Origin of the sequence: Pseudomonas sp. G5001 (assembly GCF_013385475.1) — a bacterium.
In the GTDB taxonomy this organism is placed as follows: Bacteria; Pseudomonadota; Gammaproteobacteria; order Pseudomonadales; family Pseudomonadaceae; genus Aquipseudomonas.
The window spans coordinates 10265-25747 of record NZ_JACAPZ010000016.1; the positions used below are offsets into that span (position 1 = coordinate 10265).

Genomic DNA, 15483 nt, shown 5'->3' on the forward strand with positions numbered 1-15483 from the left:
GCTCTTACAGCGGCTCACTTTTGGAGTGTTGTGAAGCAAAATCAAAAGTTAAAGCGGGCACGGTTCAAATGTGGGAGCTGGCTTGCCTGCGATGGCATCGCCTCGGTGTATCTGAAAAACCGAGTTGTCTGCATCGCAGGCAAGCCAGCTCCCACAGAAAAGCAGACCACGGAGTGCGGGCATGCCGAGCCTAGGCGAGGCACCGAGTGGTGGGGCAAAGACCTTTTGGTTACTTTTGGCTGGGCCGGCATTCCGGGCGTTTGCCAAAAGTGACCCGCTGTAAGAGCGGAACCATAAGCGGCCGTTACCGAAGAAACGGAGATGTACTCAAACCAAAGACCCCGGCAACGGCAACTCATAAGACTTCTTAACCGTCCTGACCACCAAAGTAGACGAATAAGTACGAATCGGAATATCCCGATAAATCTCTAAAAACCGATAGATATAATCAGTGTACTCAGTGGCATTCCGAAACTTCGCCACCATCACAAAATCAAACTCCCCGGTCAGCAGATAACAGTCCTGAATCTCCGGATGACTCGCCAGGATATGCTGCATCTTGCGGTCGATATCATTGCTGTCCCTATCAAGCTTGATCAGGAAGAACGCCGTAACCTGAATCCCAAGCTTGCGCTCATCCAGCACCGCCACCTTGGCCTTGATGATCCCGACACTCTCCAACCGCCTGATACGCCGGTAACAACTGGTTGAAGACAGCCCGACACTGTCACTCAACAACTCCAGACTCTGACTGCAATCCCTTTGCAATTTCCCCAGAATCTTCAAATCCATGGCATCTGTCATTTTTTCCATATCTTCCTTGAAAAAACTGCAATGAATCCACCGTAAACACCCACCAATTTGCACAAATCCTGCGCGGTGGCGCACTAACATCAATCCAGCTTAGCAGCCCAGCCAAATCAGGCACCGGGGCCGCATGAGAGGGATCTTATGATAGTCGCGAAACCGACATGGGCCACCGATATCCACGGCCTATTCAGCGCCCCCTACTGGATCCCCCAAGAGCAACGCGCCGCCGTCGCCGCCTCCTGGGTGGGCTGCATGAACGCCTACTTCGTATTCCTCGAAGACCCCGCCTCCGTCAAGACCTGGTCCGAAACCATCTACCAGCACCTGGCCTCCCGTAGCATGCCGCTGACCCTCGACCAGCAGCAGTTCTGGCCCATCGACGCGCTGGAAACCTTCAGGCTGTGGGTCAACCAGGGCTGGCGCCTCACTCCCGCCTCACCGTTCGACGAGGCAGAACGCATTCCCCCACCCGACCTGCCTCACCCGGTCAAACGCGTGCGCCAGGACATTCGCGCACTGACACAGGAACAACTGAACCTGTACCGCTCACGCCTCGATGACGTAATGCAGGTGGCCAACGCCGACAGCGGCTCCCCTTGGCAGCGCTACGCCTATATCCACACCAACTGGTGCCTGCATTACCAGGAAGCGTTTGCCCTGTGGCACCGGGCCTATCTGCTGTACCTGGAAGCGCTGATCGACTGCCCCATTCCCTACTGGGACTGGATGGCCGAAGACGCCAGTGTCGACGGCAGCCCCCAGGCCGGCTTGCCCCAGGCGTTTCTCGATGAAACCTACGTGCACCCGCACACCGGCGAGGTTCGCCCCAATCCGCTGCGCTACGCCGCTGCCAAGGACGGCTGTTCGAAGGTCTGTGAAAAAGTCAGGGTACCCGGTGTGGACTGCCGCTTCGTGCAACGTAATCCGCTGTTCTACACCCGGGGCGAAACGCAGCGCGTCGAACGCACCCAGTTGTACGGCATGAGCCGGATTTTCCAGCAACAGGTGGTCGATGCCCTGAAGTTCAACACCTTCAGCCAGCCCCAGGGCGTGCCAGGTTATCCCTGGGCGAACATCCCGGTGTTTGATCCCCCCCAGGAAGATGACCTGTACCCCAACCGCGCGCTGAATTTCGACGGGCTCTACGAGCAGCCCCACGACAACTATCACGGCTGGATCGGCGGCGACATGGCCGACAACGCCTACACCGCGTTCGACCCGGTGTTCAGCTCCTACCACGCCAATATCGACCGGATGCTGGAGGTCTGGATCCGCGCCCACCCGGCAGCGCAGTACACCACCCAGTGCCTGCTCCAGCCGTTTGCCGGCAGCGAGGCCGACGATGTCACCTTCACCAGTGCCGACGCCTGGCGCTACACCACCCTGGGGGACATGGCCCAGGACAGTCGGCATATCGGCTATGACTACGGTGTGCCCGTCGCACCGCCCTTTGGCACCCGCCGCCCGCCCGCAAAAGCCTGCTGCCAGCAAAGTTCGACGCCGATGCAAGCGCAGGAACAAACCGCAAGCCTGGGCCCGTGGGTGGTGTTCGACCATGTGCGCTGCACCCACGACACCTACCTGATCGACGTATTCCTCAACCAGCCCGACGCCACGCCGCAGCAGGTGAGCGCCGACAATCCGCACTATGTCGGGCGCTTCAGTCGCATCGGCATGGGCCTGGTGGATGACAAGGGCCGCTGCATCACCCATGGCGTGTCACGCGCGCTGAATGCCGCGCGCACTGCTGCCGCATTGAACCTTCGCCCCACTGACACCACGCAGTTATCCGTGGTGGTGACCCATCTCGATAGTGCCCGGGTGTTGAGGCCGCAGGAGTACGCGCCGCTGCCTGGCTTTATCGCCCAACTGGTGTGGGACGACCCGCGCCAAACCGTCGCCGGCCCTGCTCCCAGTGCCGGTTGCTGCTCCGTTTCCACCACAACAACACCTGGAGAATCGACATGAGCACACCCTTCAAACAATTCACCTCTCCCGCCGGGCAAGCTCCCAAGGACTACAACAAGCTGGGCCTGGAAAACCAGTTGCCGCAGTTTGAAACCGACTGGAACAACGACCTCACCGGCTGGACCCAGTCTGCGATCATCGGCAACCCGTGGTCGGGCCTCAATGACGCGCCGCGCTCGGGTTATTACAACCCACTGGTGGAAGGTTACGGCCCCACCACGCCGCCGGCGATTACCTGGGCGCCCTTCCCCAATCGGCTGTGGACGTTTTTCTACAACAACGGCACGGCGGTGATTCCACAGTTGGGCGGCAAGGCCATGTCCATGCAACAGGTGATGGAGCTGACCGACAACGGCCAGATTACGATCAACAACACCCTGTACATGCTCTACGACCCGAACAAGCAAGGCACCCTGCTGCAACTGCCCGTCACTCGCTGCCCGAGCATCGACTGGCAAGGCAAGTACAAGGATTTCTCGCCCTCTGGCCCCCGTGGCTGGCTTGACGAATATTGCGAGTGGTCCATCGTGCGCGATGCCGACGGCAACATGCGCAAGATCACCTTCACTTGCGAAAACCCGGCGTATTTCCTGGCCATGTGGCGCATCGATCCGACTGCTGTACTGGGGCTGTATCGCGACTACATCGACCCACAGGTGCAACTCGAAGACCTGTACCTGCGCTACACCGCCGACTGCCCGACCGGTAAGGCCGGCGACCCGGTCATCGACCCCACCACCGGTCAACCGGCCTACGACACCGTCAACAAATGGAACGCCGGCACCGCCTGTGTGCCAGGCCAGTACGGCGGTGCGATGCACCTGACCTCCGGCCCCAACACCCTGAGCGCCGAGGTGTACCTGGCTGCCGCGGCGACCATCCTGCGGCCATTGAGCAGCAGCCAGAATTCCCAGGCGTTGATCTGCTGCGCGCAATACGGGCAGAACTACCGCAACTCCGATCCGCATATCGGTTTCTCGGCCAACAGCGTGGCAGTGAACAACCGGCTGTCGCTGACCAACCCCATCGGCCTGTACCTGCAACAACCCACCGACTTCTCGGCGTGGAAAGGCCCCCAGGGCCAGGACGTCAGCCAGTACTGGAAAATCACCCGTGGCACCGCCAAGTCCGCCGCCAACGGCTCCGACCAGATTCTGCAAGCGGTGTTTGAAGTGCCGGTCAGCGCCGGGTTCTCGATCAACGACATCACCATCAGCGGCCAGCCGATCGACTACGTGTGGGTGATTGCCCAGCAGTTGCTGGTGGGCCTGAGTGTGACAACCACGCCCATCAGCCCGACGCCGGATTCCTGCCCGTGCGTGACGGACCGGGTCAACGGCGTGCAACCCTGGCCGGTACAGCTGCTGCCGCTGGACCTGTTCTACGGGCAGTCACCCACCGACCTGCCGGCCTGGCTGGCACCCGGCACCAGCGGGCAGTTTGCCCTGGTGGTGCAAGGCGCCGACCTCAAGACCACCGCCGAGACGGCGCGGGTGCAATTCTCCAATCCCGGGGTGACGGCGCAGGTCACAAAGTTCCTGCCGGATGCCTCGGCCATCCCCGGGCAAACCAACTCCGGTGGCACCCAGGGCTACCTGCTGACCATCACCGTAAGCCCCACTGCCGCACCGGGGCTGGTGACAGTGCGCGCCCTCAACCCGGGCGAAGCCGATAACCCCAGCGCGACGGAACACCCATGGGAATCCGGATTGGCGCTGGTGCCTGGCGCCTGACTGATACAGTCCATCAGCCGCACCCACCCAGGGTGCGGCTTTACCTGCTTGCAAGGAGCGCGATGATGTCCAGGTTACGCTTGAGTGTTTTATCGCTGCTGACCAGTGTGGTGCTGAGCCTGTTCGCCATGCAGGCCGCCTACGCATCCCCCACTTCCGACGCCGACGCTTGCGTGCAGCAACAGTTGGTGTTCAACCCGAAAAGCGGCGGCTTCCTGCCGATCAACAACTTCAACGCCACCGGCCAGAGCTTCATGAATTGCTTTGGCTGGCAGTTGTTCATTGCCCTGAACTGGCCGGTGAATCCCGGTTGGCCAGCCACGCCTGCCCTCGCGGGTGAGCCGGACATGAACAGTACCCTTGCGCAATTCGGCGTACCGACTGCCTCCGGGCAGCCGATGAGCGTGGCGCCGGTATGGGCCAGCTACAAGGACGCCAACGATATTTTCCTGCCCGGCGCGCCCGCGCCCACCGGCTGGGGCGTGCAAACCCTGGTGCCGTCCAATTGCAGCACCCAGGGCAGCCTCAGGGCGATGTCGGTGGGGGCGCGCAAGTTCATGACCGCCACCTCCGAAAGCGCGATCAACGCGCGGCATGGGTTTCACCTGTCCAGCGGCACCCTGGCCTCGATTCCGGACCCGATCATGGAAGCCTCCGGCGGCTGGCTGACGGACCAGTCGCAGAACCTGGTGTTTTTTGAACGCAAGGTGGGCAAAGCCGAGTTCGACTACATCGTCAGCAAAGGGCTGTACGACGCGGCCAACCAGCTGAAAGTCGCGCAGAACCTCGACAACCAGAACCCCGGCGGGCTGTCCTTGCCCATCGGTGAACCCATGCGCTCGCTGCCGCCCAACTCGGTGCCGCAGGAGCAACTGGGAGCTCTGGAGGTCAAGGCAGCATGGCGAATCCTCACCGGCAAACCCGAGCTCTACGGACGTTACCTGACCACCGTCGCCTGGCTCAAAAATCCGGCCACCTTGCAGTGCACCCAGCAGGTGGTGGGCCTGGTGGGCCTGCATATCATCAACAAGACCCAGGCCTCGCCCAACTTCATCTGGACCACCTTCGAGCAGGTGGACAACGTGCCGGAACCTAACCAGGTGCCGCCACAACAAACGCCGCCCGACAGCTTTGCCTTCAACAACCCGAACTGCGGCACCGGCCCCGAATGCACGCCGAACGTGGCGCGTATCCAGTGCAAGCAGCAGCATCCGGACCGCGACTGCACCGAGCCGTTTCCACGGGACCAACCCGTGCAGACCACCCGGGAACATCCGCTGCCCACTGAACTGCAGGCGCTTAACGGCGCGGTGCAGGCCAATTTCGCCCAGCAGAGCCAGGGCAAGTCGGTGTTCCAGTACTACAAACTGATCAACGTACTCTGGACCCTCACCCCCAACCCGCCCACCCAGCCGGAACCGGGTGTCAGTGCGCAAGTGCCGCTGTCCTACGGGCCGTTTATCAGCCAGGGCAACGTACCGGTGGCCAACACCACCCTGGAGACCTACGTCCAGGGCGATAACTGCAATGCCTGTCACCAGTACGCGACCATCGCCGGCAGCTCGACCCTGGCCTCGGACTTTTCGTTCCTCTTCAACAGTGCCGATTCGGCCAGCAAGAAAAGCCTGGTCAAGCGCGTAAAAGCCTTCCAGACCCTCAAGGACGGTTCACCCTGAACTCGACTTTTCAGACCGCTGCTCAAGGTTTCTCGGTGCTGTAAGGCCTTGAGCATTTGGTCCTTGCGCTAGCTCCTGCTGGTTAAAAGAGGCGCCCCTTATCAAGTAACGCCCGAAATGTCCGACAGCCCCCCGCATCTACCCGGTAAGACCGCTCTCGAGGGATATCGTGTGGCCACCCGCCGGCCACTCATGACTTTTGGTAAAGAGTCCTTTTCGGATTCAGCGGTTTTTCCGAAGGAACGAGAGGCCGATACTCGACTCCATTGTCCACACCACTTCAGGAGTCACTCATGTCCATTCCCGCATTCGGCCTCGGCACGTTCCGCCTGCAAGGCCAGGTCGTCATCGACTCCGTCAGCACCGGCCTGGAGCTGGGCTATCGCGTCATCGACACCGCACAAATCTACGAAAACGAAGCCGACGTCGGCCAGGCCATCGCCGACAGTGGCATCCCAAGGGACGAGCTGTTCATCACCAGCAAGATCTGGATCGCCAACTTCGCCGAAGGCCAGCTGATTCCCAGCCTCAAGGAAAGCCTGCGCAAACTCCAGACCGACTACCTGGACCTGACCCTGATCCACTGGCCATCGCCGGAAGACCAGGTACCGGTCGCCGAGTTCATGGGCCAGTTGCTGGAAGCCAAGCGCCAGGGCCTGACCCGTCAGATCGGTATTTCCAACTTCACCGTCGACCTGATGAAGCAGGCAATTGCCGCCGTCGGTGCCGAGCACATCGCGACCAACCAGGTGGAACTGCACCCGTACCTGCAAAACCGCACCGTGGCGGAGTTTGCCAAGGCCCATGGCATCCAGATCACTTCCTACATGACCCTGGCCTACGGCGAAGTGCTGAAGGACCCAGTGATCCAGCAGATCGCCGAACGTCATCAGGCAACCCCGGCGCAAGTGACCCTGGCGTGGGCCATGCAACTGGGCTACGCGGTGATCCCGTCGTCGACCAAGCGCGCCAACCTGGCCAGCAACCTCAAGGCTCTGGACCTGACCCTGAGTGACGCTGACATGGCGCAGATCGCCGCCCTGGAGCGTGGCCATCGGCTGACCAGCCCCAAAGGCATCGCGCCGAACTGGGACTAAGCTGCAGGGCTGCCGGACAACTCCCGCAGCCACGGCAACACCCGCAACCCGTCGGTGGCTGACGGCGGGTCGATGATGTCCATGAAGTGTTCAAGGTTGATGCTGTCCGGCGTACCCGGCAGGCGCACCAGCAGGGTTGGTGCGGCGGCCGGCGTGCCCAGTTCGCGGCTATCGTAGACCAGCACATGGCGAATCTGCGGGTGCTGTTCCTGGAAGGCCAGCACCCCGCCGTCGCTGTCTGCCAGCCCGGCGTTGATGATCAGCACATCGAACGGCCTGGCCGGAATCGCCGTGAGGATCCGCACTTCTTCGAACGTCTGCACCGGAACGATGCGGTAGTAGCCCAGTTGGTTGAGCATTTTTTCGATGTACAGTCGTTGCAGATGCTGTTCATCGGCGATCAGGAGGGTCAGTGCTTTGTTTGGCATGGCGAACACCTGAGCAAGAAGCGCTCGTGAAGGACTGGACGCACTATTTTCCAGACATATTCCGAAGACTAAATAAGGCTTGTTCCACCTTCACGTAGGAGTTGTCCCAAACAGCTCAATACCCCTCCGCACCGGTCAAGTCTGATTGCAATACCCCGACAGCGCGTGGTGCAGGTGCGCGAGCGCTTCATCCATGCCATCGACGGCACTGGCCAATTCGTCGCGGGCCTGACGTTCACAAACGCTTTCCAATACCTCGCAGCAAACCATCAGTGCATGGGCCTTGACCATCTTTGCCCCGCCCTTGGTGCGATGGGCCAGGTCATGCAGGCCGGCAAAGTCTGCCTTGCGTTGCAGGTTCACCAGCTGCCCATGGTCTGCCTCAAGGCTGTCGAGCAAGGGCGCCAGCAGCTCCTTCACCGCGTCGATATCCCCGCCGGTCAGTTTCTCAAGGTGGCTCAAGTCAAAGCCTGCCGCCAGCTCATCCGTGGTGCCGGGCGCCACCGAAGGTGTGGCCGTGCGCCGCGCCAGGGCCGCATGCAAATCCTCAAGCCCGGTGGGTTTGAACAGGCAGCCATCCATGCCCGCCTGCCGGCAGCGCTCGGCTTCCTCGGGCTGGGCGTTGGCGGTAAACCCCAGCAACAGGCACGGCGCCAGGCCACGCTCGCCCTCAAGGGTGCGGATATCCCGCGCCAACTCATAACCGTCCTTGAACGGCATATTGCAGTCGGTAATCACCCCGTCAAAATGCCCGGACAGCCACAACTCAAGCCCCTCGACGCCATCTTCGGCGGTGGTGATCCGGTGCCCCAGGAAGCTCAATTGCCGGGCCAGCAGCAGCCGGTTGGCCGGGTAGTCATCCACCACCAGAATGTTCAGCGCGTGGGCCGGCGGAGTTTCCACGGCAACCGGTACGGGCGGCATCAGCGTGCTGTCGGCGACTGCCAGCTCCAGGGTGACATCCACCCGAGTGCCCTGCCCCAGCAGGCTGCTCAATTGCAATTGTCCCCCCATCATCTCGCACAGGTTGCGGCTGATGACCAGGCCCAGGCCCGAACCGCTGCGCGCCGATTGCGCAGTGTTGCTGCCCTGGATAAACGGGTTGAACAGGCGCTTCTGGTCTTCGACACTGATGCCAATGCCGGTGTCTTCCACCCACAGCCTGAGGTTCAAGTAGCCGCTGGCAATCGCCGACGAGCCGGACGCGCCAAGCCGCACCCGGCCGTGAGGGGTGAACTTGATCGCGTTGCTCAAAAGGTTCGACACCACTTGCTTGAAGCGCATCGGGTCCACCAGCACGTACCGATCAATCAGCGGGTCGAGCTCCACCTGCAGTACCAGGCCCCTGGCCCGCGCCAGCCCCTCGAAAACCCGCGCCACCGACGCCAGCAACTCGTGCAGGTTCGAAGGCTCGAGGGTCAGGGACAGGTGGCCCGATTCTATACGCGCGATATCGAGGATATCGCCGATCAATTCCAGCATGCCCCGTGACGCATCGGCGGCCACCTCCAGCGCATCGCGGTCGGCCCGGTTCTGCTCGGCGGCTTTCAGGGCCAGTTCGATCATGCCGATCACGGCGTTCATGGGCGTGCGGATTTCATGGCTCATGGTCGCGAGAAACGTGGTCTTGGCGCGGTTGGCCGCGTCGGCATCCTCCTTGGCCTCCTGCAACTGGCCGAGCAGTTGCTGCCTTTCGCTGACATCCACCCAGCCGGCGATCATGCCCACCACCTGCTCATTACCGTCGCGGTACGGCAGCATCCAGTGGTAGATGGTCAGGACCGCACCGCCCGGCACCTTGAGCACGCGGTCCTGGATCTGTGGCTCGCCCCGCTCCATCAAGCGCAGGTAATCCTGATGAAAAGACTCGGCCTGGGGGCGATTGCCGGTGTCGGTCTCGACCACGGTTTTACCGGTCACGTCCTCCAGCTTGAAACCGAACACATCAAGGTAAGCGCTATTGCATGCCATCAGCCGGCCCAGGCGATCACGCACATAAATCGGATGGGGCGTGCCGTCGATCAGCACGCCCATAAAGCGCATCTGATCACTCAGCGCCCGTTCGGCCTCGACGCGCTTGCGTATCAGCTGACGCAGATAAATCGCCCAGCCGAGGGTGATCAGCAACAGCAGCGCCGCCAGGCTGAAACCTTGAATAATCGCATTGCGGTGCCGCGCCCAGTAGCTGTCTTCAACCAATACCTCGCTACGCCAGTGGCCAGCCAATTCGTCCATTTCCTGGGGCGTAATACTCAGCAGCGCCTTGTCGAGGATCGAATACAACTCCAGTTGGCTGCGGTTGACGCCAAAGGCTATACGGGCCGGCTCGGACCCGACCGTGCTGGTGATCCGCAACCGGTCACGGTACTCGCGGGCAATCATGTAGCGGGCGCTGATCAAGGTATTGACGGCGGCATCGGCACCGCCATCGGCCACCAGCTCCATGCCGTGCTCGGGGTTCTCGACGTCCACGAACTTGATGCTCGGATAGTCCTGGGCGATGCCCTCCTGCAGGCTATTGCTGCCAATCAGCGCCAGGCGCTTGCCGGCCATGTCTTCCAGGGTAAGGGGGCTGCCGTCATCAATGCGACTGACCAACACAAACGGATTGGTCAGGTAAGGCCGGGTAATGCGTACCTTGTCCGTGCGCTCGACGCTGGGGGTGACCACCGCGATCATGTCTGCACCACCGGTGTTGACCCTGTCGATTTGCCGGAGCATCGAGGTGCCGGGAATGAAGTCAAACTTCAATCCCGTGCGCAAGCTGATGCGGGCCAGCACCTCGGCGCTCAACCCTTCGAACGCGCCCTGCTTGTCGATAAATGAAACCGGCAGAAACTTGTCGAGTACCGCGACCTTTATTCTCGGGTTCTTGTCCAGCCAACGCTGTTCACTGGCACTCAAGCGCAGCCGGTCCGCCCCCAGGAACCCCAGGTTGCCGGCACTCCAGCGCCGAAGGATTTCCATCTGCTCGCTGACCGGGATCACCGCCAGTGCCGCATTGATGATCGATAGCAAGCGCGCGTTGTCCCGGGAAAATGCAAACGCGAAGGGATTGACCTCAAGTGACGAGAAGTCGGCCATGCGGACGTTGTTCAGGTGGTTCCTGTTGATCAGGTAGTTGGTGCTGATTGCATCGCCGAGGTAAACATCTGCATGGCCGAACGCAACCGCGCCGATGGCCTCGAAGGTTGAAGGGAACAGCTGGATCCGGGCATTGGGGTAAAACGCCTGCACCGCGTCAGGCTGCATGTAGTGATAAAACATCGCCACACGTTTATCGGCCAGGTCGCTGCTCAGGCCCTGGCTGTCACCCGTGCGGGTGACCAGGGTCGGTTGATCCATGGCATAGGAGCGCGAGAGTACCAACTGCGGGTCTGCCGCCTCGTAGCCGTTGGCAGATCCCACAAAATCCACCTCGCCACGCTTGAGCGCGGTGATGACTTCATCGCGATTGTCGTAGCGGCGCACTTCTATCGTGATGTTCAGCGCATCGGCGATCAGCGACGCGTAATCCGCCGTAATCCCCTCGAGTTCATCGCTGGTGCTCAACTCGAATGGTGCGTAGTCGGGCCCAGAGATCCCCATCAACAACCGGCGCCGTTCGCGCAGCCAGCTCCACTGCGTTTCATGCAACCGTACGGCGGGCGTTTCAATGACGGAATGCCCCAACAGATACAGGGTGCGTGGCTCGCCAAGCGCCAGGCCTTGTGTGCAGAGCGCGCCCAGCAGCACACTTGCGCTGAGCCACAAGACCCGAAAGTTGATCATTTCAGATCAGATGATTGCGCTGGGCGAACTTGGACAAATGCACCACCGACGACATCCGCAGCTTCTCCTTCAGTCGGGTTTTATAAGTGCTGATGGTCTTGTGGCTGAGCAACATGTCCTCGGCAATTTCCTTGTTACCCAACCCCAGCGCCAGCTTCTGCAGTACGGTCAGCTCGCGGTCGGAAAGCTCTGCCACCAGGTCCTGCTCGGTGGATTGCAAATCGTCGCGGCGCACCGAGCTGGTGGGCAGGCTCGGAAAGCAGCTGTAGTTGGACATTACGGCCTTGATCGCTTTTTGCAGCTCATCCAGCTCGCCGGTCTTGGCGACAAACCCCATCGCGCCTGCACGCATGCAGCGGGTGGAAAAAAACACCGCCAGGTAGGACGTCAGCACCAGGATCTTGCACGGCAGGCCCAGCGCCTTGATCCGGCTGATCACCTCCAGGCCACCCAGCTTCGGCATCGCCAGGTCGAGGATGATCAGCTCGGGGCGCTCCTCCCGGGCAATCTGCATGGCATCGGCGCCGTTGCCGGCCTCGAAGATCGTGTCGAAGCCTTCCTGCTTCAGCAAGTAGCGGACGGTTGCGCGGATAAATGGATGGTCATCCACGATTAAAGCTTTGCTCATAAGGCTCCCCTGGGAGGATTCAGTACCGTTACACATCACACGGGACCTATCTACCTGTGAGAAATGACAGTTCCGACGAACGGAACTGAACAGTCCTACAAGCAGCAGTCGGGTCCCTCCATTTGAACAGCGCATAACCCTAGGTAGGCGGCACCTGCGTGCCTGGCTAGTCGCAAGCGCGCAACCTTACCAATGGAACGGCGTAACAACTGAAGGGATAGTCCCAGCTGAATGTAGGACTTTTCCTCACCACAAGCATAGTAAAGAGCCGGTCCCGGGGGCGCCAAGGCGGCCTAGTCGGTGGTACTCGGACTCCAGAACGCTTGCACCACAAGGGCTGAAGTGGAAATACGCGCCACCAGCGCATCCAGTTCGTCACCGTCTACCGAGGTCACGGCCAGCGTCGCCTCGATTTCCACCTCTTCAGGACCAAAGGGACGTACGTCCACATCACTGGCCGGGTAGTTGCAGCGAGCAAGTTCGGCTTCGAGCAAGGCCAATACCGCCTTCTGCTGGGTACGCCGGGCCACCACATACAGAATGTTGGTCACCTCGGCCGACACCACGTCCAGTGGCTGGCGGTTGATGTTATTGACGATCGGGCGCAGCAGCGTGTTGGCCGCCAGCACAAACAGCGTACCGAGCAGCGCTTCGAGGATCAGGTCGGCACCGGCACAGGCACCCACCGCCGCCGACGCCCAGAGTGTGGCCGCAGTATTCAGGCCGCGCACGTTGCCTTCTTCACGCATGATCACACCGGCACCGAGAAAACCGATGCCCGAGACCACATAGGCCACGACCCGCACCGCCCCTTCGGCGCCTCCCAGGCGGTTGGCCATGTCGACGAAAATCGCCGCTCCCACCGCCACCAGCACGTTGGTGCGCAGCCCCGCCGTGCGCTGGCGGTACTGACGCTCAAACCCGATCAGGCCACCGAGAATGAAGGCCGCGGTGAGGCTGACCAGCGTGTCGATCAGCGAGTTGAGGTTGATGTTGTTGATTGCTTGCATAGGCGTCTTCCCTATTCATTACCAGCCAAACTTACGCGAGGAAACCTTCGGCCAGGTACGACCATCCTGGGCCGTGATTGAGTCACGGGCACGACAGGACAGGCCCGCCCGTCGCAAACGACAGGCGCGTCCGCAGTACCGCGATGCAAGGCATCACGTACTGTTAAGCGTCGATGAGAGGGAATTCGGAATCGGGCCAGGACTGGCCGCCATCGAAATGCCGCTTCTCGCTTCTGGGCGAGACAACGGCATCGGAAAAATGCGCGTTATCTTGCCAAGTATGTGCCGGTTATCGAGACCGGCCGACGACTGTCACTCGAACAAGTACCCACTGAGGGTCTCCGCTATTGATGAAAACGCGCGAAGCTTACGCTCCGAATTAATGAGAGTAAACCGTAGGAAAATTTACCCGATGGGTTTGGGCAGGTTCTTCAGGGAGGGTTCAGGTACGCACCACTGCGCAGCTCTCCCCTCCGTAGCAGCTGTCGAGCCCAAGCGAGGCTGCGTCGGCCACACTGCGATCATCAAGCCAGACACTCCACCGAGTCGCCGAACGCAGCCTCTCCCAGGCTCGACAGCTGCTACGCAGAAGACGGTCGATCACGCTCCACCAGCGCCAAATACTCATTGATCGCCCCACCCGCCAACGCCTTCACCTGAATGGAAACCCGATTCACCTGCCGCCCCATCTCGATGCCATCCCGAGTCCGCACCTGAACATACCCAAGCCGGGGCCAGAACCGCTCAGCCTTGACGTTCCCCACCACCACCGTCAACCGCAACCAGCGTGCGCCCAGGCTCACTACCCAATCCTGGAAATCGGCATGCAACTGCCGCGCAAAACCGCTGCCATGCAACGGCGTGGCCACCAACAGCAACCCGATATGCCAAACCCCGACCGCCAACAGATCTGACGCCACATTCACCACCGCAACCAACTGCCCTTCGGCATTGCGGTAGCCAATCCAATACATCCGCGTGTAGCTCCAGGTGTCGGGCAGTTCAAGAGTCAACTCATCCCGAGCCTCCGTGGGTGTGGCTGGCTCACCGTTGACCGCGAGAAAATATTCCGGGGCTGCTTCGAAAAAGCGCTGCAGCTCGGCTTCATCCTCAAGGGTCAGCTCAACCACCCGAATGCCCGCTATCGAACTGCGCGGCAACTCCCCTGCTTCAACAACATCCATGTTCACCGCCCCTCAATCATCCCGCGTCAGTACTTCCAGCAACTCAATCTCAAACCGCAAATTACTGTTGGGCGTGATATGCGCCCCCATCGAGCGCTCGCCGTAGGCCAGGTGCGCCGGCACAAACAACGTGCGAATGCCGCCAACTTTCATGCCCATCAGCCCCTGGTCCCAGCCCTTGATGACGCGACCGGTGCCGATCACGCATTGAAACGGCTTGCCGCGTTCCCATGAGGAGTCGAACACCGTGCCGTCTTCCAGAGTGCCGGTGTATTGCGTGGTGATCAGGGCGCCTTTGACCACGGTTTTGCCGTCGCCGAGGCGGATGTCGGTGATTTCCAGTTCGGTGCTCATCGTGCTCTCCCGCTATCCAAAGTCACAGCCAATGCCAGAACCGGCTCCAGAACCCACGCCCCAGATCATTCTTGCAGCCCGCATATTGCGCCGCATACATCTGCGAACGCGCCTGAACCTTGCCTGCCACCGGCATCAGCCAGGCTTTGCTCGCGTAGGTACGCTGCCGGTAACCGCCCCAACCTTCGTGGTAATTCAGGTACTGGCCGTAGGCATCGTATTTGTATACGCCGTTGATGGTGTAGGTCTTGTCCATGTACCAGCCGACAAAGTCGATGGCGTCGTCAAAGTCCTGCCGGCTGGCGCCGTAGCGTCCGGTGCTTTTCTGGTAGTCGCTCCACACTTCGTCCTTGGCCTGGGCGTAGCCGGAGGCCGTAGACACACGACCCCAGGGGATGATCCACAGCAGGTACTTGCGTGGGGTCTTGGCGTCCTGCCGGAAGCCCGATTCCTGATACATGATCGCGAACGGCACCTGGATCGGCACGCCCCAGCGCGCCTGGGTCACCTTGGCGGCATCGTACCAATCGTCTTTTTCGCGGAAGATGCCGCAGATGTCGTTGGGGGTGCGGGGTGGCGAGGTGCCGCATCCCGCCAATAAGGCGGTGAGCAGCAACAGCCCTGCGGTTTTTCCTGCGTTCAAAAGCTCACCGTCTCGTCGTGAGAATAAAAGGCGGGCAGTTTACTCGTTCGCCGGGGTTCCTGCAGAGGTGAAAGCAACACGAATCCTGTGGCGAGGGAGCTTGCTCCCGCTGGAGCGCGAAGCGCTCCCGGACCGGTTGACGCGGTATGCCTGAGGCACTGTGATCATCGGTTTTGGGGCG

At 61.0% G+C, this 15483-nt stretch carries 13 protein-coding genes; 5 read left to right on the top strand and 8 right to left on the bottom strand.

All coding sequences use genetic code 11. The annotated features are described in order from the left end of the window. On the top strand, positions 1 to 273 hold a 273-nt coding region (locus HX805_RS32245; RefSeq protein ID WP_218167351.1), incomplete at its 5' end, for a hypothetical protein. Positions 274 to 327: 54 nt separating this feature from the next. On the opposite strand, the gene HX805_RS14225 is transcribed toward HX805_RS32245, so the two are convergent. Beyond that, positions 328 to 792, bottom strand: coding sequence for an Lrp/AsnC family transcriptional regulator (locus tag HX805_RS14225; RefSeq protein WP_256348147.1), 465 nt, complete (start codon positions 790 to 792; stop codon positions 328 to 330). A 159-nt stretch (positions 793 to 951) separates the two neighbouring features. Here HX805_RS14225 and HX805_RS14230 point away from each other — a divergent pair, with 159 nt between their 5' ends. The 4 genes from HX805_RS14230 (at position 952) to dkgB (ending at position 7284) form a co-directional block, all read left to right on the top strand. Then, entirely contained in the window at positions 952 to 2778 is a 1827-nt protein-coding gene (locus HX805_RS14230) for a tyrosinase family protein (RefSeq protein WP_177116970.1), read from the top strand. Then, on the top strand, positions 2775 to 4511 hold the full coding sequence (locus tag HX805_RS14235) for a hypothetical protein (protein ID WP_177045318.1): 1737 nt from the start codon (positions 2775 to 2777) through the stop codon (positions 4509 to 4511). Before HX805_RS14230 ends, HX805_RS14235 begins: the two co-directional genes overlap by 4 nt. A gap of 65 nt (positions 4512 to 4576) precedes the next feature. Further along, the gene (locus HX805_RS14240; RefSeq protein ID WP_177116971.1) at positions 4577 to 6187 is read left to right on the top strand and encodes a hypothetical protein; all 1611 of its coding nucleotides are present in this window, start codon (positions 4577 to 4579) and stop codon (positions 6185 to 6187) included. 293 nt (positions 6188 to 6480) lie between these two features. Then, positions 6481 to 7284, top strand: a complete 804-nt coding sequence (gene dkgB / locus HX805_RS14245; RefSeq protein ID WP_003211554.1) for a 2,5-didehydrogluconate reductase DkgB — start codon at positions 6481 to 6483, stop codon at positions 7282 to 7284. On the opposite strand, the gene HX805_RS14250 is transcribed toward dkgB, so the two are convergent. The 7 genes from HX805_RS14250 to HX805_RS14280 form a co-directional block, all read right to left on the bottom strand. After that, on the bottom strand, positions 7281 to 7712 hold the full coding sequence (locus tag HX805_RS14250) for a chemotaxis protein CheY (RefSeq protein WP_177019722.1): 432 nt from the start codon (positions 7710 to 7712) through the stop codon (positions 7281 to 7283). The genes dkgB and HX805_RS14250 overlap by 4 nt on opposite strands. A 135-nt stretch (positions 7713 to 7847) precedes the next feature. Then, complete coding sequence (locus HX805_RS14255; protein WP_177116972.1) at positions 7848 to 11483, bottom strand: transporter substrate-binding domain-containing protein; 3636 nt, start codon at positions 11481 to 11483, stop codon at positions 7848 to 7850. 1 nt (position 11484) lies between these two features. Next, positions 11485 to 12111 (bottom strand): response regulator transcription factor, encoded by a 627-nt coding sequence (locus HX805_RS14260; RefSeq protein WP_003211560.1) that lies wholly within the window; start codon positions 12109 to 12111, stop codon positions 11485 to 11487. Between the two features lie 293 nt (positions 12112 to 12404). Further along, positions 12405 to 13121, bottom strand: a complete 717-nt coding sequence (locus HX805_RS14265; protein WP_003211562.1) for an MgtC/SapB family protein — start codon at positions 13119 to 13121, stop codon at positions 12405 to 12407. Between the two features lie 581 nt (positions 13122 to 13702). Beyond that, on the bottom strand, positions 13703 to 14305 hold the full coding sequence (locus HX805_RS14270; RefSeq protein WP_134326880.1) for a GNAT family N-acetyltransferase: 603 nt from the start codon (positions 14303 to 14305) through the stop codon (positions 13703 to 13705). 12 nt (positions 14306 to 14317) lie between these two features. Further along, on the bottom strand, positions 14318 to 14659 hold the full coding sequence (locus HX805_RS14275; RefSeq protein ID WP_003211564.1) for an FKBP-type peptidyl-prolyl cis-trans isomerase: 342 nt from the start codon (positions 14657 to 14659) through the stop codon (positions 14318 to 14320). 22 nt (positions 14660 to 14681) lie between these two features. Then, complete coding sequence (locus tag HX805_RS14280; RefSeq protein ID WP_023658938.1) at positions 14682 to 15302, bottom strand: hypothetical protein; 621 nt, start codon at positions 15300 to 15302, stop codon at positions 14682 to 14684. Positions 15303 to 15483: the final 181 nt, after the last annotated feature.